24 protein-coding genes are annotated in these 24,967 nt (G+C 42.7%); 9 read left to right on the forward strand and 15 right to left on the reverse strand.

Annotated elements, in window-relative coordinates; all coding sequences use genetic code 11:
* Entirely contained in the window at window positions 1-1,389 is a 1,389-nt protein-coding gene (locus RAC86_RS12695) for an amino acid permease (RefSeq protein WP_377885692.1), read from the forward strand.
* Between the two features lie 135 nt (window positions 1,390-1,524).
* Here the strand turns inward: RAC86_RS12695 and RAC86_RS12700 are convergent, their stop codons facing one another.
* Window positions 1,525-2,157: a LysE family transporter gene (locus RAC86_RS12700; protein WP_061186646.1), complete on the reverse strand. Its 633-nt coding sequence runs from the start codon at window positions 2,155-2,157 to the stop codon at window positions 1,525-1,527.
* Window positions 2,158-2,308: 151 nt separating this feature from the next.
* Here RAC86_RS12700 and RAC86_RS12705 point away from each other — a divergent pair, with 151 nt between their 5' ends.
* The 5 genes from RAC86_RS12705 (at window position 2,309) to RAC86_RS12725 (ending at window position 7,143) form a co-directional block, all read left to right on the forward strand.
* Window positions 2,309-3,136: a TrmB family transcriptional regulator gene (locus tag RAC86_RS12705; protein WP_014114580.1), complete on the forward strand. Its 828-nt coding sequence runs from the start codon at window positions 2,309-2,311 to the stop codon at window positions 3,134-3,136.
* Between the two features lie 202 nt (window positions 3,137-3,338).
* The gene (sigV, locus tag RAC86_RS12710; RefSeq protein WP_014114581.1) at window positions 3,339-3,839 is read left to right on the forward strand and encodes an RNA polymerase sigma factor SigV; all 501 of its coding nucleotides are present in this window, start codon (window positions 3,339-3,341) and stop codon (window positions 3,837-3,839) included.
* Window positions 3,839-4,696 (forward strand): anti-sigma-V factor RsiV, encoded by an 858-nt coding sequence (rsiV, locus tag RAC86_RS12715; RefSeq protein WP_072566608.1) that lies wholly within the window; start codon window positions 3,839-3,841, stop codon window positions 4,694-4,696. Before sigV ends, rsiV begins: the two co-directional genes overlap by 1 nt.
* Window positions 4,697-4,808: 112 nt before the next feature.
* Window positions 4,809-6,725: an acyltransferase family protein gene (locus tag RAC86_RS12720; protein WP_072566609.1), complete on the forward strand. Its 1,917-nt coding sequence runs from the start codon at window positions 4,809-4,811 to the stop codon at window positions 6,723-6,725.
* A 121-nt stretch (window positions 6,726-6,846) separates the two neighbouring features.
* Complete coding sequence (locus RAC86_RS12725) at window positions 6,847-7,143, forward strand: YrhK family protein (protein WP_014114584.1); 297 nt, start codon at window positions 6,847-6,849, stop codon at window positions 7,141-7,143.
* A 242-nt stretch (window positions 7,144-7,385) separates the two neighbouring features.
* Here RAC86_RS12725 and cypB read toward each other — a convergent pair whose 3' ends face one another.
* The 7 genes from cypB to RAC86_RS12760 form a co-directional block, all read right to left on the reverse strand.
* The gene (gene cypB / locus RAC86_RS12730) at window positions 7,386-10,550 is read right to left on the reverse strand and encodes a bifunctional cytochrome P450/NADPH--P450 reductase CypB (protein ID WP_072566611.1); all 3,165 of its coding nucleotides are present in this window, start codon (window positions 10,548-10,550) and stop codon (window positions 7,386-7,388) included.
* A 17-nt stretch (window positions 10,551-10,567) separates the two neighbouring features.
* Window positions 10,568-11,152 (reverse strand): transcriptional regulator FatR, encoded by a 585-nt coding sequence (gene fatR / locus RAC86_RS12735; RefSeq protein ID WP_041521019.1) that lies wholly within the window; start codon window positions 11,150-11,152, stop codon window positions 10,568-10,570.
* A 222-nt stretch (window positions 11,153-11,374) separates the two neighbouring features.
* Complete coding sequence (locus RAC86_RS12740; protein WP_014114587.1) at window positions 11,375-11,917, reverse strand: class I SAM-dependent methyltransferase; 543 nt, start codon at window positions 11,915-11,917, stop codon at window positions 11,375-11,377.
* A 189-nt stretch (window positions 11,918-12,106) separates the two neighbouring features.
* Window positions 12,107-12,265, reverse strand: coding sequence for a hypothetical protein (locus tag RAC86_RS12745; RefSeq protein ID WP_014114589.1), 159 nt, complete (start codon window positions 12,263-12,265; stop codon window positions 12,107-12,109).
* Between the two features lie 157 nt (window positions 12,266-12,422).
* On the reverse strand, window positions 12,423-12,572 hold the full coding sequence (locus RAC86_RS12750) for a YrzI family small protein (RefSeq protein ID WP_003237348.1): 150 nt from the start codon (window positions 12,570-12,572) through the stop codon (window positions 12,423-12,425).
* Window positions 12,573-12,962: 390 nt separating this feature from the next.
* On the reverse strand, window positions 12,963-13,763 hold the full coding sequence (locus RAC86_RS12755; protein WP_003225944.1) for a formate/nitrite transporter family protein: 801 nt from the start codon (window positions 13,761-13,763) through the stop codon (window positions 12,963-12,965).
* Between the two features lie 263 nt (window positions 13,764-14,026).
* Window positions 14,027-14,395: a Na-translocating system protein MpsC family protein gene (locus RAC86_RS12760; protein WP_003237353.1), complete on the reverse strand. Its 369-nt coding sequence runs from the start codon at window positions 14,393-14,395 to the stop codon at window positions 14,027-14,029.
* A 314-nt stretch (window positions 14,396-14,709) separates the two neighbouring features.
* Here RAC86_RS12760 and fdhF point away from each other — a divergent pair, with 314 nt between their 5' ends.
* Both fdhF and RAC86_RS12770 read left to right on the forward strand, forming a co-directional pair.
* Complete coding sequence (gene fdhF, locus RAC86_RS12765; protein ID WP_072566852.1) at window positions 14,710-17,652, forward strand: formate dehydrogenase subunit alpha; 2,943 nt, start codon at window positions 14,710-14,712, stop codon at window positions 17,650-17,652.
* An 18-nt stretch (window positions 17,653-17,670) separates the two neighbouring features.
* On the forward strand, window positions 17,671-18,153 hold the full coding sequence (locus tag RAC86_RS12770) for a helical membrane plugin domain-containing protein (protein WP_003225938.1): 483 nt from the start codon (window positions 17,671-17,673) through the stop codon (window positions 18,151-18,153).
* A 36-nt stretch (window positions 18,154-18,189) separates the two neighbouring features.
* Here RAC86_RS12770 and RAC86_RS12775 read toward each other — a convergent pair whose 3' ends face one another.
* The 5 genes from RAC86_RS12775 to RAC86_RS12795 all read right to left on the reverse strand — a co-directional run bounded on the left by RAC86_RS12775 (window position 18,190) and on the right by RAC86_RS12795 (window position 21,988).
* Complete coding sequence (locus RAC86_RS12775; RefSeq protein ID WP_014114591.1) at window positions 18,190-18,420, reverse strand: YrhC family protein; 231 nt, start codon at window positions 18,418-18,420, stop codon at window positions 18,190-18,192.
* A gap of 82 nt (window positions 18,421-18,502) precedes the next feature.
* Complete coding sequence (locus RAC86_RS12780) at window positions 18,503-19,642, reverse strand: bifunctional cystathionine gamma-lyase/homocysteine desulfhydrase (RefSeq protein WP_014114592.1); 1,140 nt, start codon at window positions 19,640-19,642, stop codon at window positions 18,503-18,505.
* 1 nt (window position 19,643) lies between these two features.
* On the reverse strand, window positions 19,644-20,567 hold the full coding sequence (locus RAC86_RS12785; protein WP_072566612.1) for an O-acetylserine dependent cystathionine beta-synthase: 924 nt from the start codon (window positions 20,565-20,567) through the stop codon (window positions 19,644-19,646).
* A gap of 63 nt (window positions 20,568-20,630) precedes the next feature.
* Window positions 20,631-21,326, reverse strand: coding sequence for a 5'-methylthioadenosine/S-adenosylhomocysteine nucleosidase (gene mtnN / locus RAC86_RS12790; RefSeq protein WP_061186654.1), 696 nt, complete (start codon window positions 21,324-21,326; stop codon window positions 20,631-20,633).
* A 20-nt stretch (window positions 21,327-21,346) separates the two neighbouring features.
* Window positions 21,347-21,988, reverse strand: a complete 642-nt coding sequence (locus tag RAC86_RS12795) for a class I SAM-dependent DNA methyltransferase (protein ID WP_072566613.1) — start codon at window positions 21,986-21,988, stop codon at window positions 21,347-21,349.
* Between the two features lie 191 nt (window positions 21,989-22,179).
* On the opposite strand from RAC86_RS12795, the gene RAC86_RS12800 reads away from it, so the two are divergent.
* Window positions 22,180-22,383, forward strand: coding sequence for a YrzA family protein (locus tag RAC86_RS12800; RefSeq protein ID WP_003225924.1), 204 nt, complete (start codon window positions 22,180-22,182; stop codon window positions 22,381-22,383).
* A gap of 36 nt (window positions 22,384-22,419) precedes the next feature.
* Here the strand turns inward: RAC86_RS12800 and RAC86_RS12805 are convergent, their stop codons facing one another.
* A complete protein-coding gene (locus tag RAC86_RS12805) occupies window positions 22,420-23,118 on the reverse strand; it encodes a YrrS family protein (RefSeq protein WP_003225922.1) in 699 nt (232 codons plus the stop codon).
* A gap of 64 nt (window positions 23,119-23,182) precedes the next feature.
* Window positions 23,183-24,937: a peptidoglycan D,D-transpeptidase FtsI family protein gene (locus tag RAC86_RS12810; RefSeq protein ID WP_061186657.1), complete on the reverse strand. Its 1,755-nt coding sequence runs from the start codon at window positions 24,935-24,937 to the stop codon at window positions 23,183-23,185.
* Window positions 24,938-24,967: the final 30 nt, after the last annotated feature.

The raw sequence follows: 24,967 nt of genomic DNA on the forward strand, positions 1-24,967 counted from the left end.
TTGATAGGCAATTCTACCAAAGACAATTTTGGACAACAGCAAAAATTGTCTAGAGTCCTTAAAAACAGGCATATACAATTAATGGCGATTGGGGGTGCAATCGGGACAGGTTTATTCTTAGGCTCAGGAAAATCCATTCACTTTGCGGGACCATCCATTTTATTTGCTTACTTGATCACTGGAGTCTTTTGCTTTTTCATTATGCGTTCGCTAGGAGAACTGCTCTTATCAAATACGGGATATCACTCTTTCGTTGATTTTGTAAGGGACTATTTAGGCAACATGGCAGCGTTTATCACTGGCTGGACCTACTGGTTCTGCTGGATTTCTCTCGCGATGGCTGATTTAACCGCGGTCGGCATTTATACGCAATATTGGCTTCCCGATGTGCCTCAATGGCTGCCGGGTCTTCTTGCGCTTATCATCCTGCTGATCATGAATCTTGCCACCGTTAAACTTTTCGGAGAATTAGAATTCTGGTTTGCATTGATCAAAGTCATTGCCATATTGGCTCTTATCGTAACTGGTATTTTCTTGATTGCGAAAGGTTTTTCCACAGCTTCCGGCTCAGCCAGCCTCACGAATCTTTGGAAGCACGGCGGCATGTTTCCAAATGGATGGCATGGATTTATCCTTTCATTCCAAATGGTTGTCTTCGCTTTTGTGGGAATTGAACTTGTTGGACTGACAGCAGGTGAAACAGAAAATCCCCAAAAAGTGATCCCTAAAGCCATCAATCAAATCCCTGCCCGGATTTTACTTTTTTATGTCGGCGCACTTTTTGTCATTATGTGTATCTACCCTTGGAATGTTTTGAACCCAAATGAAAGCCCATTTGTTCAAGTCTTTTCTGTTGTAGGCATCGTTGCCGCTGCCAGTATGATCAATTTTGTTGTATTAACATCAGCGGCATCAGCGGCTAACAGCGCTTTATTCAGCACAAGCCGCATGGTCTATTCTCTAGCCAAGGATCATCACGCACCTGGATTATTGAAGAAATTGACTTCTTCTAAAGTTCCAAGTAATGCGCTGTTCTTTTCAACCATCGCCATTCTAATTGGCGTCAGCCTGAATTATATAATGCCCGAGCAAGTCTTTACACTGATTACAAGTGTTTCTACAATATGTTTCATTTTTATTTGGGGCATCACGGTGTTTTGCCATTTGAAATATCGAAAAACAAGGCAGGATGAAGCGAAAACAAACAAATTTAAAATGCCTTTTTACCCATTATCCAACTACTTAACACTCGCATTTCTCGCGTTCGTTCTTGTCGTATTGGCACTGGCGAATGATACACGTGTTGCTTTGTTTGTCACTCCGGTCTGGTTTGTTTTATTGATTATTTTATATAAGGTGCAAACCCGCAGAGGATATAAGATGAAATAATAAAAAAGACAAGGGATACTCACTCCCTTGTCTTTTTTGTATGGGTCAGACATTAAGCTAAGCTTGAATATGAAATGTCAGCTTTTATTTGGCCTCTAAAATCGTTTACTTCATTTAGGCGTATCACCTCGAATATTAACTCAAACCAGTTTTGATGCCAAAACCTACTAATATCATTCCGGTTATTTTTTGAAACACTTTCTGGAACTTCGAGTTTTTCATCCATTTTTTTGCGAAATCAATAATATAAACGAGAAAGAGGAACCATAACACCGCTAATAAGGTTAGGATTGAAGCTAAAATGATGAGCTGCTGGTTTATATTCCCCTTCAGATTGATAAATTGGGGCATGATTGTAACATAAACCAAAACAGTTTTAGGATTGAGAATGTTACTAAGTGATCCTTGCATAAAGGAAGTTTTATAATAACGTTTCGGAGAATTTCCCGCAGTTGTTGCTTGGGATTGCATGTCATCTATAGAAAACATGCTTTTGGCAAAAAAACTTTTGATACCTAAATAAATTAAGTACGCTGCTCCCAAATATTTGATCGTTGTGAAAAGAAACACCGACTTTGCAATAACCACTGATAAACCTAAAATGGCGATAACGGTCCAAAAGGAAAGTCCTGTTGCTAATCCAAGAATGTTATAACGGCCAGCCTTTGCGCCGTATCTAAGGGTATTTTTCATCACAAGCATTGTATCTGCACCCGGTAAAATAACCATCATGGCAGCTATCGGTATGTATGTGAGTAAGCTGTGCATTTCTTCTCCCCCTTTAAAAAATCCTCACAACATATAGTGACTACAAAAGTAACTACTCATAAAATTGTATCAATGGGTTTGGAATAAATCAATATGGTTTGTTAAAATAGCGATTACAAAGGCAGCGATTGCTCTTTATATTGGAGGATATATGAAAGAAAATATGTTAGACATTTTAAAAAACCTCAATTTTACCGAATATGAATCAAAAGCATATCTTGCTTTATTGCAAGAATCACCTTTAACAGGCTATGCCGTCGCCAAAAAATCCGGAGTGCCCCGTTCTAAAATTTATGAAGTCCTGGAAAGCCTTGTTATCAGAGGAGATGTTTTTGTAAGTCATGGAAATACGCCTCAATATGTCCCTGTACCCGCTAAAGAATTGATTAAAAACCGCCGGCTCAAAGCGGAAGAGCATTTTGATCAGGCTGAGAAATACTTTGAAAAATTCGAGCAGACTGCAAATGACCGGGAAAATATCTGGAATATCACCGGACGCAATGAAATTCTTGAAAAGGTGAAGGCTTGTATCTTATCCGCCAAAAAAAGAATCCTCTTAGAAATATGGAAAGAGGATTTTGATGAGATAGAATCAGAGCTAAAACAGGCGGCAAATCAAGGTGTCATTGTCACCATTATTGCGTACGGAGACATCGTATCTGATTTTGCTACTGTTTACCTTCATGATATGAGCAGTGAAATTACAGAAGAGTATGACGGACGGTGGCTTGTCTATAGCGGGGATGATTCAGAAGTGGTAGCAGGTATCGTCTCTCTTGGCAACGACAGCCGTGCTGCATGGACAATGCATGTAGGTTTAGTCATGCCTATAACTGAAGTGATCATTCATGATCTGTACCTCATGGAAATTTTGAAAAAGCATAGAGGGCTTTTAGAAGAAAGCTTTGGAGAAAATCTCATTCGGTTACGCCGCAAATTTTCTATCCACTCAGATTTCAAAAAACATTATTTGGAATAGAGCAATAGTACAAAAACATGGCTTGTTGATACAAGTCATGTTTTTGTACGCATTCCTTTCTACAAAGTTTTTAGGATCCTCCCCCTCTGATCATTTCTTTTAAAAAAATGCGATTCTGCGCAAACTATTTTTCAGCCTTCCGCGTCTATCCTAGGTAACAGCCTATGATATACGTATATTCAAAAAGGAGCCCTTTATTGCAATGAAGAAAAAACAAACAACAAAAGCGTTGCTTGTCGCATGCATAACTGATCATAAGCAAGATTTCTACAGGTTGGCTTTCAGTTATGTGAAAAATCAAGATGACGCATTAGATATTATTCAGGAATCTATAAAAAAAGCGCTGAGCTCAGTAGAAACGGTTAGAAACCCTGAGACGATAAAAAGCTGGTTTTATAAAATTTTAGTACGGACAGCTATTGATTTTTTGCGCAAACAAAAAAAGGTAAAAGTGATGGATGACGAAACGATAGAGTTTTTAAGCAAAGGAAAGGAAGACCATTACAAGGATACCGATCTCCATGAAGCGCTTGACGAATTGCCGTACCGCTATAAAACCATTATTATTTTGCGTTTTTTTGAAGACCTCAAATTAGAAGAAATTGCGGAAATTACAGGAGAAAACACGAATACCGTCAAAACGCGCCTCTACAGAGCATTGAAGCTGATGCGCATTCAGTTGACGAAGGAGGATCTTTCTTAATGGATAAGAGATTGCAGCAGTTAAGAGAAGAATATAAAAATGTTCAGATTCCTAAAGAACTTGATATCATTGTTGAAAAAGCCCTTCAGCAAGAACCAAAAAAGAAAAGAATCGTCATGTGGCCGACATCGGCAGCTGTCGCGGCGGCTATTTTATTCACTGCACTTGTCAACATCAACCCTGACGCAGCTCAAGCGATGTCGAGAATCCCTGTCATCGGCAAGATTGTCAAAGCCATCACTTTTATTGAGATCAAAGAAGAGAAAGATCAATCGAGCATCGATGTCAAAACACCTGCTCTGTCCGGACTTTCTAATAAAGAGCTTGAAAACAGCATTAACCAGAAATACTTGAAAGAAAGCAAGCAGCTGTACAAGGAATTTATACAGTCCACATCTAAAAACAAAAAAGGGCATCTCAGCATCTATAGTGATTACGAGACAGTGACAGACACGCCAGATTTACTCTCTATCCGGCGAGATATTGAAAAAACACAAGCATCATCTTACACCCAAAGCCGTTATATCACAATTGACAAAAAGAATGATATCTTACTGACATTAAAAAGCTTATTCAAAGATGAACGCTATATCAACGTCATCAGCCAAAACATCAAAGAACAAATGAAACAGCAAATGAAGGAAGATCCAAATAAAATCTATTGGCTCACTGAAGAAGATGCAGAACCATTCAAAAAAATTCTTCCTGATCAAACGTTTTATATTAATGAAGACCATAAACTTGTGATCTCATTTGATGAATATGAAGTCGCTCCCGGCTATATGGGCGTTACCGAGTTTGAAATTCCAACCAGCGTCATATCAAGCTTGCTCGTGGGAAATCGTTACGTTCGATAATATAAAAAAACATCCAACTCATATGATGGATGTTTTCTCTCTTCTCTAAGTGAGATCGTAACCTAGCTATCAAAAACAACGAGAATATCTGCACACTATTGGAGGAATACCCATGTATCACAAGACACAACATCATCGATACATCCCTGGACTCGATGGCCTTCGGGCTTTTGCCGTCCTGTCAGTTATCGCTTATCACCTAAACCTCAATTGGGCTAACGGCGGCTTCATTGGAGTTGATATCTTTTTTGTTTTATCCGGCTATTTAATTACATCTATTCTATTGCCGGCACATGGAAATGATATCAGTCTTGATTTTCGGGATTTTTGGGTGCGCCGAATTCGGCGGCTTCTGCCAGCAGCTTACCTTATGATCTTTTCTGCTGTTATTTGGGTTGTATTGTTTGATAGGGAACTATTGCATACTGTACGCGGAGATGCCATTTCTTCTCTCTTTTATATAAGTAATTGGTGGTTTATTTTTCACAAACTATCATATTTTGATAGTTTCGGTTCCCCATCACCTTTAAAAAATCTTTGGTCGCTGGCGATTGAAGAACAATTTTATATGATATGGCCGATGTTCTTGGTTGTTGGGATGTACATATTTAAAAGCCGCGCCAGATTGGCGGCGGTGGTATCATTGCTTGCGCTTTGTTCAGCCGTGATGATGAGCATATTGTATGAACCCGGCGCAGATCCGAGCCGCGTGTATTACGGTACAGATACTCGGTCGTTTGAGCTTCTCATCGGATGTGCCTTGGCTTTGGTTTGGCCTATGAAAAGGCTGTCTTCCAACAGGCTGCCAAGTAAACTGAAGCACACATTGCACGCCACTGAACTTTCGGCATTTTGTATTTTAGTGTTGTGTGTCTATTTCACAGATGAATACGAGCCTTTTCTTTACAGAGGCGGAATGCTTTTGATTAGCATGGTCGCCGCAATCCTTATTGCATGTGTTTGTCATCCGAGCAGCTTTTTAGGCAATCTGCTTTCATGGAGGCCGCTTCGTTGGCTTGGAACGAGGTCTTACGGTATTTATCTTTGGCACTACCCTGTGATTGTGTTAAGCACGCCAGTTCAAGAAATCGGAAACCCTGTTTTTTGGCATATCGTGCTAAAGGTTATTGTGACATTTATACTCGCCGAGCTTTCCTATCATTTTATTGAGAAGCCGATACGAACACAGGGATTTAGATTCTTTTTCCGCCGCGTTTTTATACATAGAATCAGGGAATGGAAAACAACAACTGTCCTCAGTAAAATGTCAATTGGTTTCGTCATTCTCGCTGTACTTATTTTTGCGGGAGGGCTGTCTGGACTAGCCGGAGAGCAAAAGCACCCCACCAAATGGACGTATAGCTCACAAGAAACAAACGCTGATACCAGCCAGGCTTCTGAGGACAGAAAGAATGCTGCAGTCGATAAAGACAAGGAAAACGATGCCGAACAAAAGACAACAGACTCCCATCAAGATCAAAAGGAAAACAAAAATAATGGACAAGAGACTAGCAAAAATAAAGACACGCAATTTCAGCAGGAGAAAGAACCCGCAGACTCTGACAAAGAAGTGTTAGCTATAGGAGATTCCGTCATGCTTGATATTGCCTCACACCTTCGGCAGTCACTTTCACATGTTACGATTGATGGAAAGGTGGGGAGACAAATGTCTCAAGCTTTGGAGCTCACAAGGGAATACAAGTCTTTTAATCAGCCGAACAAAGCTGTCATCATTGAGCTGGGAACCAATGGTTACTTTACAAACAGCCAAATTGAACAATTGCTTCAATCTTTCTCAAAAGCTCATATCTACCTTGTCAATACACGGGTCCCCCGCCAATGGGAAAGCAAGGTAAATGAATCTTTGAAGCACCAGGCAAGCGCACACAAAAATGTTACGTTAGTTGACTGGCATACAGAAGCTCTTCAGCATCCAGAATACTTTACACCTGATGGCGTACACTTGGTTCCTCAAGGGGCTAAAGCTTTGACTGGTCTTATTGTTGAGGCGATGGAATCGTTTTTATAAAAAAGAAGTCCTATTTAAAAACATTGTTGATCATTCTCTGACCCCTCCATTTTCCAAGGCAATTCTTATGTTTACATGTCGTTTGCGTGAGGGTAAGCCAAAATAGAATGGAGGGATGACAGTGGCAGCTAATGAAGAACATGACATCAAAAAAGAACTGCAACGATACGAACTTTTTTTCAAAAAACGATACAAGATTCTTTATACCGTAAACGATTTTATCATTGGTGCTTTGTTTCTCGTCGGGAGCCTTTTCTTTTTTTATGACCAATTAATGTCGGCAGGGATATGGCTGTTTGCGATTGGGAGCTTGCTGCTGTTAATCAGGCCCACGATTCGGCTGATTCATGACTTTCATTACCGAAAACATGTGGAACGCCAATTTAAACATCGCTCTTCAACAGATGGCTCATCTTGAGGAATAGGCGAGAACAAAACACCAAAAAAAGATGTGCAAATCACAAAAACAAGACTTTTAGACTATTTAATTTAAAAATAAGGCAAAAAACCTAAACTTTTGTCCCTGTGTGACGATATTAACAATAAGGCCGGCGCGATACTCCCTATAACATCCTTTTCAGTAGATTTCATTATCGTGCCGGTTTTCTCACATGCAAAGCAATCCCGCCAATCTAATTGATGGCGGGATTTGATTTTTTATTACATTCCTGTCCAAACATCTTTCACATAACGTTTTTGATCTTGCAGCTTTTCCAGCCAATCGGCTGATTCTTCCTGACTTGCTCCTTTTTCAGCTTCATATGCCTGACGCAAAGTATTCTCTACATCAGGAGCCATTTGCGATCCATCACCACATACGTAAATGTGAGCACCTTTTTCAATGAGTGACATCAATTTCTGCGTATCTTGTTTGAGCAAGTGCTGGACATATTCTTTTGATTCGTTTTCAACGCGTGAGTAGCATCGGCGGATTGTCACCAAACCATCCTGTTCCGCTTGATCCAGCTCTTCTCTGTAAAGATCATCATGATCGGGGCGTCGGCAGCCGAAGTATAAAAGAGCTTCACCAAGTGTGCTTCCTTCCTTCTTCAAAACAGATCTTGCCTGAATAAAGCCCCTAAATGGCGCAATTCCTGTACCCGGCCCGACCATAATCATAGGGGTTTCAGGGTCATCTGGCATCTGGAATCCGGATTGCGGCGTTCGGATGAAACAGGCTGCTGCATCACCTGTATTCAGCTCTGCTAAATAATTAGAGGCGACGCCCCGGTATTCGCCTCGCCCGCTCCAGGCTGAGTCTTTAACAACGCCTACTGTCATGCTCACGATATTGGCATGGACTTTCGGTGAGCTTGAAATGGAATAATATCTCGGTTTTAGTGATGGCAAAAGTGCTAAAAACCGCTCAAACGGCATTTCGCAGGCCGGGTAATCCTCTAAAAGATCAAGCATAGTGAGACGTTTTGCCAGTACCTGCTCTTTATAAATGCCATCATCTGAAACGAGCTGTTCCAGCTCTTTTTTATGCGGCGGACAGACTGTATAAGAAGCCAGCTCCCGAAGCTGAAGCCTTGAAGCCGGGTCCTGCAGCTCCACATAGGACGCTAATAAATCCATCACTTTGATCGGCCGATCCATCGGAAGATGAGCCATATGAGGGCCGCCGCTCATTTTCATCACATGATTGGACTGCAAATCGAATCGGCTGAGGACCCGCTGAACAAGCTTCTGGCTGTTTTTTGGCAATATGCCGATATGATCGCCTTCCTTATATGTTTTGGCGTCAGGAATCTGCAATTCAATATGGCGGGTGGAACGCGGGCTATCAGCCGTCTGGAGCTCCCGGTTCTCTAAAACATTCCCTTCAAACGCGCCATATGCTTTGGCAAGCGGCGTTTCCGTCGCTTCACTGAGAAAAGTAATTGATAATGAAGGCCAGTCTTCTTTCTGAGCTATTTCGTTTATATGAAATGCTTCCATCGTTTCCTTCCAGAAGCGGTTTTCCCACGACTCGCGATGGCTTTCAAAATCATCGGCGGCATCGCCTTCCCCAATCGCTGTTAAACGTGATGCCCCCTTTGCTTTCATCATGTCATCTATCAGGCGGGGAATCCGCTGATACGTGCTGGCCCAGCTTCGGTTTCCGCAGCCGAATACCGCATAAGAGACACCTTTCAATTGTCCTTCCTCAAGCCCTTCCAGCCACTCTACAAAGCCTGCAGCATTATCAGGCGGCGCCCCATTATAAGAAGCCGTAACGATGACGACTGCGCCTTGTTCTGGAAGCTTGCCGATATAATCATCAAGCGGCGCCGTTTCGGCTGTAAAACCCATCTGGCGGCCGTAAGCAGCCAGTTCACCGGCTATTCCTTCTGCTGTCCCAAGATTCGAGCCGTAAAGAACGAGTAATGGTGTGCCGTGTTTAGGCTTTGTTTCTTTTGGCTTCGTTTCTGTTTTGATGTCAGCCTGTTCTTTTCTCTGTACATTGATTGCCGCTGTTTTCCGCGGTTTCACAGTAATCTTAAATTCATCCGGTTTGATCGTTAATGCCTCTTTGATTTTCAGTTCGTATCCAGTATGGTTCATCACATCAAAATGCTTTAATACAAGACCGAGAACCATTGTCGCTTCTTGGAGAGCAAACTGCATGCCAATACAAGCACGCTGCCCGTTTCCAAACGGCTTATACGCATGGTGAGGAATACGCGAAGGGTCTTCAAACCGTTCCGGACGAAAATCTTCTGCATCCTCTCCCCAAGCGTTTTGATCCCGGTGCAGTTTCGGAATCAAAACGGTGACAGGCTGCCCTTTACTAATCGGATATTCCCCGCCTAAAACAGTATCTTCCTTGGCATAGAGAGAAAAGGCCGGAGCTGTTGGATACAGCCTGAGTGTTTCATTTAAAACCATCCGAATGTATTTCAGCTGCTGGATTTGTCTATATTCCGGCGTGTCATCCGTTAACACGCGATCCGCTTCCTCTTGCGCTTTTTTCAGTTTTTCCGGATGTGTAAGCAGACAGTAAATCGCAAAGGAAAGCAAACCGCTTGTTGTTTCATGCCCTGCAATTAAAAACGTTATGATTTGGTATCGAATGTTTTCATCATCGAGCGTTTCACCTGTTACAGGATCTTTGGCATAAAGCATGAGTGATAAAAGATCCTTAATGTTTTCATCCGGATTCGCTTTTCGCTCCGCTATCATTCTATCGACCAGGGAATTCATGACTTCTATATCCTTTTGGAACTGCAGCTTCGTTTTCACCATCATCTTATCTTGCAGGCCCAGTCTTTTCGATTGATTCATCGCCTCTTTTAAGGCACGGAGCATACTGGTGATAAACGGATGCTGAGAATCACGGTAAAAGCTGTTGAAGCGATAGTTAAACCCGCATAACCCGATCGTATCAAGCGTCAGACGGGTCATGTCGTCCGCTACATCAATTTCTTCATTAGGATTAAGCCGGCTCCATTTTTGAATCAGCTGGGTTGCGATATCCAGCATCATAGAATGATAGCCTTTCATCGCTTTTTGACTGAAACTCGGCAGCAAAATGCGGTGGGCTTTTTGCCAATTCGGTTCGTGTGTCCAGCTTGTAAATAAGCCGTCTCCGCCGAATTCGCGCACCTTTAGCAAGCCTTTGCCAAGGTTTTTGTCAAAGCGGCTTTCATCACACACTTCAGCCACGAGATTGTGGCCGGATACAAAAACACTGGACACCCCTGGAAAATCGAAACGGAAAATCGGCCCCAATTCATCGGCTATCCGCCATAAGGATTGAGAAAGCTGCTCTTTTTCCAGATGCGGAAGATTTTTTAAAGGTCCGTATGTTTTGGGCTGAGGTATTGCACTTGCCTGTTTCATTAATACATCTTCCTTTCCTAATTTTGTGATGAATGAAGCTTAATGGCGTCCCAGCAGCATTGTTCCAATTCAGTAATTAAATCCATGTCCATCTCTATATCACCCGTTTGGACGAGTTGATATATCTTGAGAAATGCCCCTAACACAATCGCAATTAACACATTAGAGGGCAGGCTGCGAATTACACCTTCTGCTTTTCCCTTGTTAAAATAGTCATCAAGCATATGAGTCAGATTTTCTATCATTTTTCTGCTTGTGTCATTTAAGTAATGAGCGTTTTTTTTCGTTTCAAGAAAAAAAAGCGCATAGTCACTCTCTTTCGTAAATTGAACGAGACAGCAAAATACGTGGTGGAAGCCTTCTCTGACAGGCAATTCCGAAAAATCTTGCTTCAGCTTTTCCGTAAAGCGCTGGATGCTTTCCTGAAACAATACGTTGACGAGTGTTTCTTTGCTGTCAAAATAACGATAGATCGTTCCTGTTCCCACATGAGCTCGTTCAGCTATCATAGGGATAGTGGTAGCATTAAATCCCCTTTCCGTAAAAAGTGAGACTGACGCTTTCATAATCATGTCGTATTTACTGCTGGATGCGGATAACATGTAATGTTACAACCTCCGATTTATTGCGGAATGAATATTCATTCCGTTTGTTCATAATGAATGCCCGATCTGTCTGATATCACCTCTTTACCCTTTCTTATGTTATCAGTTTATATGAAAAAAACTTTTTTTAATATAAAGTATATGCAAAAAATAAAAAATTAAGAAAATATACCCAAATCCCCATATAAGGGCTCTGGATATATTTCCCGAGAAATGATTTTATTTAACAGCCACAATGCAAAGACAAGAATCACGCCTAATGACAGAAAGATCCCTGAAATGCTGGTCTTTCAGCAGTTGAATATACATTTTCTCTTTTACATCAGTATTTGCATCAATACTGATGTAAAATCGGCCATCAATTTGAAGCACCCGGTAAATTTCTCTTAATGCAAGCCTAATATCAGTGCAGCTCTGAACCGTATGTAAGGAAAACACTTTATTAAAGGTACGGTCATCAAAGGGAATGTTCTCCGGATAGCCATGAAAAATCTCCCCTTTTCCGATGTTTTTTCGATTCGCGCGTGATATTTGTCTTACCTTTCGCTTTGATGGGTCAATGCTTTTTAAGCTTCCCTTTTCCAGTTTCTCGGTTATGCTCTTAAAGACAGTGCCATTTCCGACTCCAATTTCTAAAATTCTGTCATTTTCTTGTATATCTATAGAGTCAATCATCATATGCTCAATTGTTTTGGTTTGCTTATATTTCCGAGAAAATAATTTCAAAAGATTCGATCGTTTATAGAGTCTATTTTCTAGCATTTTAAACACCTGCTTTTGGTTTCCTATGTTTATTTATTATATTCGAAAAATAAACATCACCTTCATTTCTAAATGGGAATGAAGATATCAACTAGACGGCAATGTGTTTAAAAATGTTTCAATGGAACTGAACTTTTTCATTTTTTTCCGCAAAAAAAAGCAGAAAACAAAATGTTTTCTGCCCTCTTTCTAGTGCCAATGATAAGGGAATACATACAGCCTATGCTGCTGCATGGCCATCAGCCTCTGCTGACGGAATGGATTTCCATAACCATGTTTGAAGGAATGCGGCATGGACGCATAACCATGGCCTATCGACGGCAGCCTTTTTTGATAATCGTTCATCATGCCATCACCTGCCTTACCGTAACGTTGATTTATCATATGCAGGCCGGCATTTTTTTGACAGCTGTTTCGCTAAACTTGGTCCTTCTCCATTGTATAATGCATCAATAATTCCATTCTAAGCATATGTCATCTCCTCCTTCAGCTTTTTCATTGCTTTTTAGCGCCAGTTTGTTAAATAAAGATGCTTTAACTGAGACTCTTTCATTTCATCATAAATCTGCTCAATCTGCTGTTCTCGTTCGAATTCTTCCGGGCTTTTAAACCGTTTGTTAATCGTTAACGTTAAAAAGAATAGATTAATCGTCATATCGCTCACCCCCTTTCAAAGTCCGCTTCAAGCGAAATAACCCGCGGCATCAGTCCTTCTGCCGCGGGCAAATAAAAACCGCAGACAAAAGAAGACACCAATGCCTCTACTGCCTGCGGGGAGTTGCGTATGTCCGACTAATTCCGAATTTAATGCGTGCGATAAGCATCGGTTAAGGAAGGACACGAACTCTTCCACAGGCTGAATGAACCATGAACTTTTACTTGTGCATCACGTACAGGTTGACGTCGTTGTCTCATTGTCATTTTGTTCAGCCTCCTTTGCATTTTTCTTACTTTGTAAGTATATCCACCAAATTCCATTTTGTAAACATCTTTTTCTAAAAATGGACGGAAATTGTGCAAATCATCGAATAGATTTATCCTTTGGTCATGATACCTGCTTCATTTCTTTTCTGGAGCGGTCTTTCTTATGATATGCGATAAAGTAAATGAGACCGACAAATACCGCTCCGCCGATGACATTGCCGATAAAAGCCGGAATGATATTTCCGATAAACTGCCCCCATGTGAACGAGCCAGCAAAAATGGCAGCGGGAATCACAAACATGTTGGCGACAACGTGCTGAAATCCGATTGCCACAAAAGCCATTATTGGGAACCAGATGCCAAGAATTTTTCCTGCTCCGTCTTGAGCGCCGAAAGAAAGCCAAACGGCAAGACATACAAGCCAGTTACAGCCGATGCCGGAAACGAGAACCTTGCCGAAGCTCATATCGAGCTTTCCTTGTGCAACGGCGATTGTTTTTTCTAAATAAGGGCCTGTTTCAGTCAATCCAACCAAATGCCCGAAAAAGTAAGCAACAAATAATGCGCCGATTAAGTTCATAATTGTGACGATTCCCCAGTTAACCGCCAATTCTTTTACTGATATTTTTCTCGAAAATAAAGCCATCGCAACGGACATCATATTTCCTGTGATCAGTTCAGCGCCAGCGAGAACCACAAGGATCAGACCGACGGGAAATACTGCAGCCCCGATCAAGCTGGACAGGCTTCCCCATTCTTTCGGAAGGTCGCCGATCACCCTGATATCAAGCAAGTACCCAAGCGCGATAAATGCGCCTCCTAAAAACCCCAGCACAAGCAGAGACGGCAGCGGAAGCTTTATTTTTTTCACCCCTGCTTCAATTGCTGCATCTGCTATTTCATCCGGTTTCCGAAAAGCCATACTAAAACGCCTCCATTATTTCTTCTTTTCTCACAGTTTTGGCAGAAAGGCAATAAAAAAGGCAGCACTCAAATAACCTGTGTAAAACCAGGCGTTTGAATGCTGCCTAACTTGTATGCATACCCATACAACAATATCAAGCAGAATTAAGATATTGAAAGAGAATATATACAGTTCGTGCATACAATCCCATTGCTTTTTGCCTTCTATAACTGTAGCAACATCATATCAAATGTGACAAATTTGTGTCAATGATAAATATGCTAGCTTTGCAGAGCTTCTTTTTGATCATCTATTTTTTTGTCAAAGACAAACACAGATACAGCGATATTTTCCTCAATTTTAATATCAGAAAACAAATGGACAAGCTTAGCCCCCATCAGTTCCTCCATTCCTTCCGGCGTTTGTTTAGAATAAAGATCTTGAATCAAGCTTGTCCGGGCCGCATGTACCATTTCTCTTCCTTCAGGCGTGCGGGCGATAAACTGCTCGCTTGCACTCAGATTTCCGTACAGTGTTGAGACTGCCATGTTTTCTACAAATACAGTATGAATCCGTTCAGGCCCTTTTCCGAACAATTCTTTGCGAAGTTTTCGAATAATATCATTGAACTCATGAATTTTTTTAGACATGCTGATTACCCCTTCCGATACTGCCTCATCAGGCTTTTCCCGGTTCCCCTCAGGACATTTCACTTGGTTAAAATTTTCCTGATATATTGTATTATAATAAATATCACTTTATAATAAAAGCAGTGTTGATGGATTTGTAATAAGATCTTGTTATGAGTCTATCGGTTTATAAAAATCAAGGATTGGTCTGTTAGTAAGACTTGCTAGTGAACTATTCCGCCATGTGTGTTTACGCCTTCTTAGAATTAAGGACAGGTGTATCTATACATGGCTTTTTTTGACTTCTTGAAAGAAAGATGGAGGGGAATATGAATATGATGGACGTTAAGTCGATCAGTGTCCGTGTTGACGGAACAGAAATTCAAGCACGAGCAGGGGCCACAATTTTAGATATTTTAAATGAAAACGGAATTGAGTACCCACAGATTTGCCACGTTCCAGAGGTTGACCCGATTCAAACTTGTGATACTTGCATTGTAGAGGCAAACGGCAAGCTGGTTCGTTCATGCTCTACGGTCGCAGAAAATGGAATGTCAATTGATCTTTCCGGAAATCGGGTGAAAGAAGCACAAACCGAAGCGATGGACCGCCTTCTTGAAAATCATTTGCTGTATTGTACGGTTTGCGATAACAACAATGGGAACTGTACGCTGCATAATACAGCGGAAATGATGGGGATCGAGCATCAAAAATACCCATACACGCCAAAAGAAGATCCGTCTTGCGCGGTTGACATGTCTCACCCGTTTTACCGCTATGATCCAAACCAATGTATTGCCTGCGGCCAGTGTGTTGAGGTGTGTCAAAACCTTCAGGTAAATGAAACACTCTCAATCGACTGGGAACGCGAACGTCCTCGCGTGATTTGGGATGAGGGAGTTTCGATCAATGAATCTTCTTGTGTCAGCTGCGGCCAGTGTGTCACAGTGTGCCCATGTAATGCGCTGATGGAAAAATCAATGCTCGGGCAGGCAGGCTTTATGACAGGCATCAAAGAGGATGTCATGGAACCGATGATTGACCTCGTGAAAAACGTTGAACCTGATTACGGCAGCATTTTTGCCATTTCTGAAGTCGAGGCGGCAATGCGTGAAACGAGAACGAAAAAAACCAAAACTGTATGTACGTTCTGCGGTGTCGGATGTTCTTTTGAAGTATGGACAAAAGGACGGGATATTTTAAAGATCCAGCCTGTTTCTGACGCTCCGGTTAACGCGATTTCTACATGTGTCAAAGGGAAATTCGGCTGGGATTTCGTCAATTCTGAAGAGCGGATCACAAAGCCTTTAATCCGTAAAAACGGGGCATTTGTGGAATCTTCTTGGGAAGAAGCCCTCGATCTTGTTGCAAGCAGATTAGGCTCGATTAAAGAGCAGTATGGCAATGGATCTGTTGGGTTTATTTCTTCTTCTAAAATTACGAATGAAGAAAACTATGTCATTCAAAAATTAGCGCGTCAGGTATTTGAAACAAACAACGTCGATAACTGCTCACGCTACTGCCAGTCTCCTGCTACCGACGGATTGTTCCGCACTGTCGGCATGGGCGGTGACGCCGGTACGATTAAAGATATTGCCAAGGCCGGTCTCGTCATCATTGTCGGCGCCAATCCGGCGGAAGGACATCCGGTGCTTGCAACACGTGTCAAACGGGCGCACAAGCTCCACGGTCAAAAACTGATCGTTGCCGACTTGCGCAAAAATGAGATGGCTGAGCGGTCTGATCTATTCATCAGCCCTAAACAAGGAACAGACCAAGTTTGGCTGATGGCTGTTACAAAATATATGATCGACCAAGGCTGGCACGATCAGGCGTTTATTGATGAGAACGTGAATTACTTTGAAGATTATAAAGAAACGCTTAAAACCTATACGCTTGATTATGCGGAACGCATCACAGGCCTTTCTAAAGAAAACATCATTCGAATTGCCGAAATGATTCGTGACGCTGATGGAACTTGTGTCCTTTGGGGAATGGGTGTCACACAAAATACAGGCGGTTCTGATACGTCAGCAGCGATTTCAAACCTGCTTCTTGCTACGGGCAACTATCGCCGTCCGGGTGCCGGCGCTTATCCTCTGCGCGGACACAATAACGTACAAGGCGCTTGCGATATGGGAACACTGCCTGGCTGGCTGCCTGGATATCAGCATATAACAGATGAAAAAGCCCGCGCTAAATTTGAAGAGGCTTATGGTGTCGAGATTGATGGAAAGCCTGGTTTAGATAATATTCAAATGCTTCATTCCATTGAAGAAGGAAAAATGAAAGCAATGTATCTTGTCGGTGAGGATATGGCACTTGTCGATTCAAATGCGAACCATGTGCATGATATTTTATCAAGCCTTGATTTCTTCGTGGTTCAGGATATCTTCTTGTCAAGAACAGCTCAATATGCTGATGTCGTCTTGCCGGCTACTCCTTCACTTGAGAAAGACGGAACATTTACCAATACTGAACGCCGCGTGCAGCGATTATATCAGGCGCTGCCGACACTTGGTGACGCGAAACCGGATTGGTGGATCATTCAAGAGGTGGCAAACCGCTTAGGAGCGAACTGGAATTACAGCCATCCAAGTGACATTTTCTCAGAAATGGCGAGCCTTTCTCCTCTGTTTGCCAAAGCAAGCTATGAGGTGCTTGAAGGCTGGAACAGCTTCCTATGGGGCAGCTACTCAGGTGAAAGCACACCGCTTCTGTATGAAGACGGATTTAATTTCCCTGACAAAAAAGCCCGCTTTGCCCTTTCTGATTGGACTGAGCCAGCGGCATTTCCGGAAGAATATGATCTTCATATTAATAACGGCCGGATGCTGGAGCATTTCCACGAAGGAAACATGACAAATAAATCGAAAGGCATTCAAGCAAAAGTGCCGAATGTATTTGTTGAAATCTCGCCTGAGCTTGCACAGGAGCGGGGTGTTTGTGACGGTTCGCTTGTACGGCTCGTTTCTCCGTTCGGAGCAGTCAAATTAAACGCGCTGATCACAGATCGTGTGCGGAAAAATGAACTTTATCTGCCAATGAACTCAACAGACAAAGAGTCAGCGATTAACTTCCTGACGGGGCCTGCAGCTGATAAACGGACGAACACGCCTGCTTATAAACAGACGAAGGTCCGCATGGAGGTGCTTGGAGGCTGCGAAACAGCGCCGCTTCCGAAAACAAATCCGCGGAACAAAAAACGGCACCCGCAAAACGGGGTCGAAGCAGAAAGAAAATGGAACCGTCCGGGCTATGTCCATCTGACTGATTAAACGAAAGGAGGAAAACGAATGGCCACTCCGATTACGACGATCAAAAAAGAAACAAAAACAGCAGAACAAATCAAGCTTGAAAAAATAGAAGAGCTGAAAGAGCTGCTGGCGGAAAATGAAGATGCCGTCTCTAAAACGATGACGTTAATGAATGAACTGAATGAACTTGGAATTTTTGACGCGGCAACAAGCATGCTGAGAGCGAAAGAAGACATCGCCAAGATTGCGCTTGGCCAGGTTTCGCGTGAGCCTGTCACCAATCTCATCAACACGATGATGGCCGCCGGAGGCGCATTAACAAAAGCAGATCCTGAGTTCACAGGAAAGCTTTTAGAAAGCGTGATGGCTGGAACTGAACAGGCGCAAAGCTTTTTAAAAGAAGACAAGAAAGTGGGAATTCTTGACCTTTTAAAAGCCATGAACGATCCTGATATCAACAGAGCCGTCGGCTTCGGCCTTCAGTTTTTAAAAGGCATGGGAAAAGAACTCCAAGAAAAATAATAAAAAAACAGCCATCGCTGAGTTGATGGCTGTTTTTTATTCGTCGGCTTCTTCCAAACGCTTCTTGTAAATCAATGAACGATCAACGCAAAAGAAGGCACCTGCTAAAAACACGCAATCCGCCAAAAACATCATCGATTTCTGGCCTAACGTTAAGCCTTGATCGGGAAGAACTGCGCCTATATATAAAAAAGTGCTGACTGCAAGCAATGTAAAAGCAAAATGCTTGTAGTCTTCTTTTAAAGATTTCATTCTATTTTTATTCAAAAGAATCACCTGCCAGATTCATAGTATACGACTATTATAATATAATCTGGCAGCTTACAGAGAAAGTAATTCTATCCATTTGTTATATATTTTCAAGCGCCTGCTCAATATCTTCCAGCAAATCCTCCGCATCTTCAATTCCTACAGAAATTCTAATCAATCCGTCCGTAATGCCTAATTCAAGCCTGCGCTCTCTCGGAATAGAGGCATGTGTCATTCTTGCCGGAACAGAAATTAAGCTTTCTACCGCGCCCAGGCTTTCAGCAATGGTAAACAGTTTCAGATTCCCTAAAAATGCATCAACCCGCTCTTCACTGCCGATATCAAAGGAGATCATGCCACCGAAGCCAGACCCTTGTGTTTTTGCCAGCTCATGTCCGGGATGATTTGAAGAACCAGGATAATATAACGTTTGGACACCAGGATGATTCTCCAGAAAACTTGCGATTTTCCGCGCATTTTGATCGATCGCTTCCATTCTGAGTCCCAATGTTTTGATTCCTCTCATTAACAGCCAGGAATCTTGAGGGCCAAGGACGCCGCCTGTGGAGTTTTGCACAAAATGCAGCTCTTCTCCAAGCTCTTTCGAAGCTGTCACAACTAAACCGCCGACGACGTCACTGTGTCCGCCAAGATATTTTGTCGCACTGTGAAGCACGATATCAGCTCCTAAAGTAAGCGGCTGCTGAAAATAAGGAGTGTTAAAGGTATTGTCGACGATAAGCAGAACACCCGCTTTTTTTGCGATATCAGCCATGAGCGCCAAGTCGGTGATTTTGAGCAGCGGGTTTGTCGGTGTCTCAATATAAATGGCTTTTGTGTTTGGGCGAATCGCTTTTTCAACTTCTTCTCTGCTGCTTGTATCGACAAATGTTGATTCAATGCCAAGACGATTAAGTACCTTTGTCATCACGCGGTATGTTCCGCCATACACATCATCAGTCAACACGACATGATCTCCGCTGTTAAACAGCATCATAACCGCTGTAATAGCAGCCATTCCAGAACTGAACGCATAGCCTGCTTCCCCGCCTTCCAGCTCTGTCACAAGTGCTTCGAGAGCGGACCTTGTCGGATTGGCCGTTCTTGAATACTCATAGCCGGTATGCTGCCCTGCTTTCGGCTGCTTGTACGTGCTTACTTGATAAATAGGCACGGACACTGCGCCTGTTTTCTCATCACCTGTGATTCCCCCATGAATCATCAATGTTTTTTTCTTCATATCAGATGCCTCCTTCGTATATTTGTTTGCTGATATATCGATCACTGCTGTCAGGAAATACGGTGACAATGTTTGTTCCTGCGGATGCTTTTTTCGCTTCCTCCAATGCTGCATAAAGCGCTGCACCTGAAGAGCTTCCGATCAGCAGACCTTCTTTTTCTGCCGCTTCTTTCACAAGTCTAAACGCATTCTCATCTGTTACGGTGTAGATCTCATCAAAATGGCTCTCATTCATATAATCGGGGATGAACTCCATGCCGATGCCTTCTGTTTTATGAGCGTGTGGCTCTCCGCCATTTAAAATGGAGCCCTCTGGTTCAACAATCACTGTTTTGACTGCTGGATGTTTTTCTTTTAAGAAGGAAGCAGTTCCTGCGAATGTGCCCCCTGATCCTGCCCCTGCGACAAACGTATGAATATTGCCGTCAAGCGCTTCCCATATTTCAGGTCCAAGCGTCTTGTAGTAAGTCGATGGATTTACTTGGTTTTTAAATTGCAAAACGCAATAAGAATTTTCAATTTCTGTCTCCAGCTGAATGGCTTTTTGAATGGCTCCCTGCATTCCGTCTTGACGCGGTGTATGGATAATTGATGATCCAAGCGCTTGCATAATTTGCTGCTTCTCTGTGCTGAAATGTTCAGGGACACAGAAAATCGCTTTTAACCCATATTTTCTGGCACTCAGCGCAAGGCCGATCCCTGTATTGCCTGCCGTGGCTTCTATAATCACTCCGCCGGGCTTCACCTTTCCCGACTCCAGGGCGTCACGGATCAGCATATCTCCCAGTCTGTCTTTGATGCTTCCACCGGGATTCATCATTTCAAGCTTGGCATACACTGCGACTCCTTCAGGGACATCAAAGTTCTTCAGGCGGAGAAGCGGTGTGTTCCCAATCAGCTCGGTAATGTCCGTAATAACAGTCATATATGTCCTCCTCCTTGATTGAGGTTGTTTTTAGGGAAAACGGAGGAGAATTCTCCCCCGTTTTTAATGAATTCGTTTGATCACTTTTAACACAAGCTCTGTTGAATTGACAGCCGCCTGCTCTAAAAATTGGTCAAATGATACATGTGATTCTTTTCCTGCGATATCAGATAACGCTCTGATGACGACAAACGGCGTTTTAAATTGATGGCACACTTGAGCTACTGCCGCAGCCTCCATTTCAACCGCGTACAGATCAGAAAATCTCGCACGCACCTCTTCAACCCGCTTTGGATCGTTCATGAAAGAATCGCCTGTTGCGATCGTTCCTTTTGCGACCTGAATGCCGTCTAGTTCAGAAATTGCTTCTTCAGTGATGCTGATCAGCTTTTCATCTGCCGCATAAGCAGCAGGAAGACCCGGAACCTGACCGTATTCATAATCAAAGGCTGTTACATCTACATCATGGTGGCGAACATCAGTAGAAATAACGACGTCTCCTACATTCAGTGTATGATGAAATCCGCCCGCTGAGCCTGTGTTAATGACATAATCAGGCTTGTAACGGTCAAGCAGAAGCGTTGTGCTGATGGCAGCATTTACTTTTCCAATTCCTGATTTTAAAAGAATCACTTCGGTTCCTTCATATTCGCCTGTTGTAAATTCACAGTGTGCGATTGTTTCTGTTTTTGCATTTTCAAGTTTGCTTCTTAGGATGGTAACTTCCTCTTCCATTGCTCCGATGACTGCTAGTTTCATCTATTCACATTCCCTTCACTTTACCGTTTGATCGCCTCCATTATCCACACGAAGTCGTTTTGCTGAGTGAATTGGACTGCAAAACCTTCAGCTGTAAACATCGCTTTCAACGCATCCAATGTAGGATAATGCTCCGTCTCTAAATCATTTGCCAGCTGATAGAAGCCTTGAGAACGGGCTTTATCAATAGCCTGTTGATATGCTTGCACATCTTCAAAGACGGTATCGGCAAACACTATTCTATCATGCAAGTGAAGGTATTTGCCATATTGCTTTATGGCAGCCCGCTTTTCTTCGTCGGTCAAGTGATGAAAAGCATATGAACTGACAATTGTGTCAGCATGAAATGGCGGTTCAGGAAATGCCAGGAAGTCTCCGTCAACGATTTCCGCCCTGCCTGAAAGCTTGTCAGAAGCCAATTTGCGCATTGCGGGAGACGGTTCAATTCCAAATACAGATTTGCCCGCCTCCAGCAGCTTGGCTGTCAAATTCCCCGTTCCCGGGCCAAATTCTAACACATGCGTTCCAGACCTGCTGACGATGGCATCAAGGATATCATCGTAGCCTCTGAACGCTTCTTTATACTGAATATCAAAACCTTGTACTGTTTGGTCATAAGTTGCTGCCCAATCTTCAAAGAGAGGGATAAATTCACGCCCCATATTTGTCACACTCCATATTTTATAATTCCTATATGCATACTATGAATTAATGATGGAACAGTTCCTATAATACCACATCTTCTGGAAAGCAGGTACTAAAACACTTTGTGTATTTTATGCCATCTATATTGCGCGTTTAACGCAAAAAAGCTTATACTTCATATGACTTGTGAAAGCTGGAGGGTCGAGAGATGAATTTTCAATTAGATTTGATAAAAGACAAAGTGGAATTTTTCGAAGCGGCTTCATTGCAGGAGCTTGAAAAGAAAATCAATACACAAATTGAAAACAATAAAGCCATCATGCTCCGGGTGAAATCTGTATCACACCAAACTGCTGTGGCAGACGGAAGAATATTGTACAGCGCGGTTGTTCATTTCGCAGCTGAGGCCTAAAACAAAAGCAGCCGGCTCTTAACCGGCTGCTTTTGTTTATTTTAGTTTTTCTACTTTTGTCGGCTTCCAGCCTTTTTCATCAACCCATGTAATCGTGACTTGATATTTATCCCCAGTCGTCTTGTCTAAAATCTTGCCTTTGGCATCCTGAGGGCTGCCGTTGTTTCCGAGCCAGAGCACCGTCATGTGATCTGTTGAAACACCAGTTGCATATGAAATGGCTTTTAGCATCTCAGCCCAGTCTTGTGAGCTTGAGTCATAAGTGGCTGCGTGCTCGCCCGTCTGCTCAGTTCCGACTGCTTTCCAGTCAGGATTTTCATACGTTTTTTCAACGTCGCTTGATGAGCCGCCTTCAGTAACTTTTGCGTCTTTAAGCGGGTCATCTGAATCTGAGCTTGAGTCTGAATCAGAATCATCACTTTTAGAAGAAGAATCATCTTTTTTGGAATCTGAGTCAGAAGATTTCTCAGAATCCTTTTCGCTGTCAGATGTATCTTTCTTGCTGTCTTTTATATCTTCGTCCGATTTCTTTTCCGTCTTTCCTGAAGCCGGAGATTCCTGTTTTTGCGCTGTTTCAGAATCCTTGCTGACATCTTTGCTAGAAGGACTGTTAATGAAGAGATTAGCTGCTACTACGACAATTAGTATGGATACGATTGCGATTAAAATGTTAAGCACTAAATTAGCTTTCCTGCGCTTATCACGGTTTTCATAACGAGATTGATTATTGCTCAATAATTCTGCACTCCTTTATCCCTCTTGGCTCAGCATATATTTTACCATGTGCTGAGAAGTTGTTCTATTTCTTATTGATTTCAATTTCGTGTACTTTTTTAACAATATCATAAAACACCGAATTTGTCAGAGCCTTATCCCCCGGCGTATCCATGTGTAAAACGACAAGAGCGTATTTCGGCTTATCCGCCGGAAAATATCCGGCAAACCATTTTTCATAGAGCGTTTCTTTCTCCTTTGAAAGCTTGCCTGTCTGGGCTGTGCCTGACTTCCCTGCTACAGTATACGGAAGATCCTGAAACCTTCTGCCCGTTCCGGAAGGAGATTCCACCACCCGCCGCAGCATTTTTTGAAGCTGCTGTGCCGTATATTTATCTATCGTTTCTCCTTTGAGCTTTTGATCTTTAAACTTAACGAGTGTTGTGCCGTTTTTATATTCAATTTGTTCAGCGATTTTCACCTGCCGCTTGTCTCCGCCGCGGGCGATTGTCGCCATCATATTGGCTACCTCGAGTGGCGTTACCCTTACATTTTTCTGCCCGATCGCTGTTTGCGCAATGGCTTTTTTGACTGATTTGTCTTTTTCATCCCCCCAAATTACGCCGCTTTTTTCGTTATACAACTGGCGGAAATCTGTTTCGTGATACAGTTTTCCTTCCCAGCCTGCCCGATCAGTGAGAGCCAGCTTTTCGGACATGTCTTCAATAACCGAGCTGTCTTTTTTCATTAATTGTTCTGCAAGACTCGTAAATGTGTAATTGCAGCTTTGGGCAAAACTTTCATCAAAAGACAAGGTTCCTTTGTCGTCGCCCGGTTCTCCGTACAGGTTTAAATTACAATTAAAGGTTTGGCTCGGCTTCACCGTATCATTTTCGATCGCAGCTGCGGCAATGACTGTTTTAAAAACAGAACCGGGATAGATTGGCGTCAGCATATAATTTTGAAGCGTGTTTTGCCGTGAGACATCGGCATCCGGTTTGCTTACAATTCCCAGAACGCTGCTATTTTCGATGTCCAGCAGCACAGCTCCTCCTTTTTTCAGCCCCTGTTCATCCAATACCTCCTCCATCGCTTTTTGAATGCTTTGATCGATCGTTGTTTTGATCTGGAGCGGATAAAATGTATTGGCTTCAGCTGTATATTTGACGTCCATGCCAAACAAAGGGTTTCCTTTTCCGTCCACATGATATAAAAGCTTTGTGTCTTGTTCCGGAAGCAAAAACTCATCAAATGTCCGTTCTAAACCGGTTGTACCGATTTTTGTTGTAATCGGAAGGTTCTCCATATCAGGATATTTCTTGCGGAGAAGCGCCGGATCTTGATTCGTGCTCCCTATTGTATGTGAAGCAAGGCTGGGCTTGTCTTCATTCTCCATATATACGCCGTAAACGCCGGGATATTTCAAAGAATTGATTTTTGTGATGGATTGTTTCGAAAGTGTTTTGATTTTCTTTTGTTGCAAAATGACCGGTTTTTTCGCTTTTGCGAGTGTCTGGTGCAGTTCATCTTCAGACATGCCGAGGATGTCCGCAACCTTTTTGATCGGCCAATCCTGCGTCAGCAGAAAAGGAAACAAAACAACCGCAGGCTCGCTTTGGCCGGTCAGCGCCTGCCCGTTTCGATCTAAAAAGGAGCCTCTTCCGTCAGAAATGAGCACTTCCTCCGTCCGCTGTTTCACGCTTTCCTGGATCAAATTGATTTTCTTTTTTGAAAATGATTCTGTGAAAAACAGCTGGATTTCCGCCAGCCTTAGCAGAAGCAGAAAAAACACGATCAAAAAAGCAATGACTGCCAGCTTCATTCGTTTCGATATCTTCATAAAAAAACACCTCACCCACATTGTGGACGA

Source organism: Bacillus sp. LR_5 (assembly GCF_042709275.1).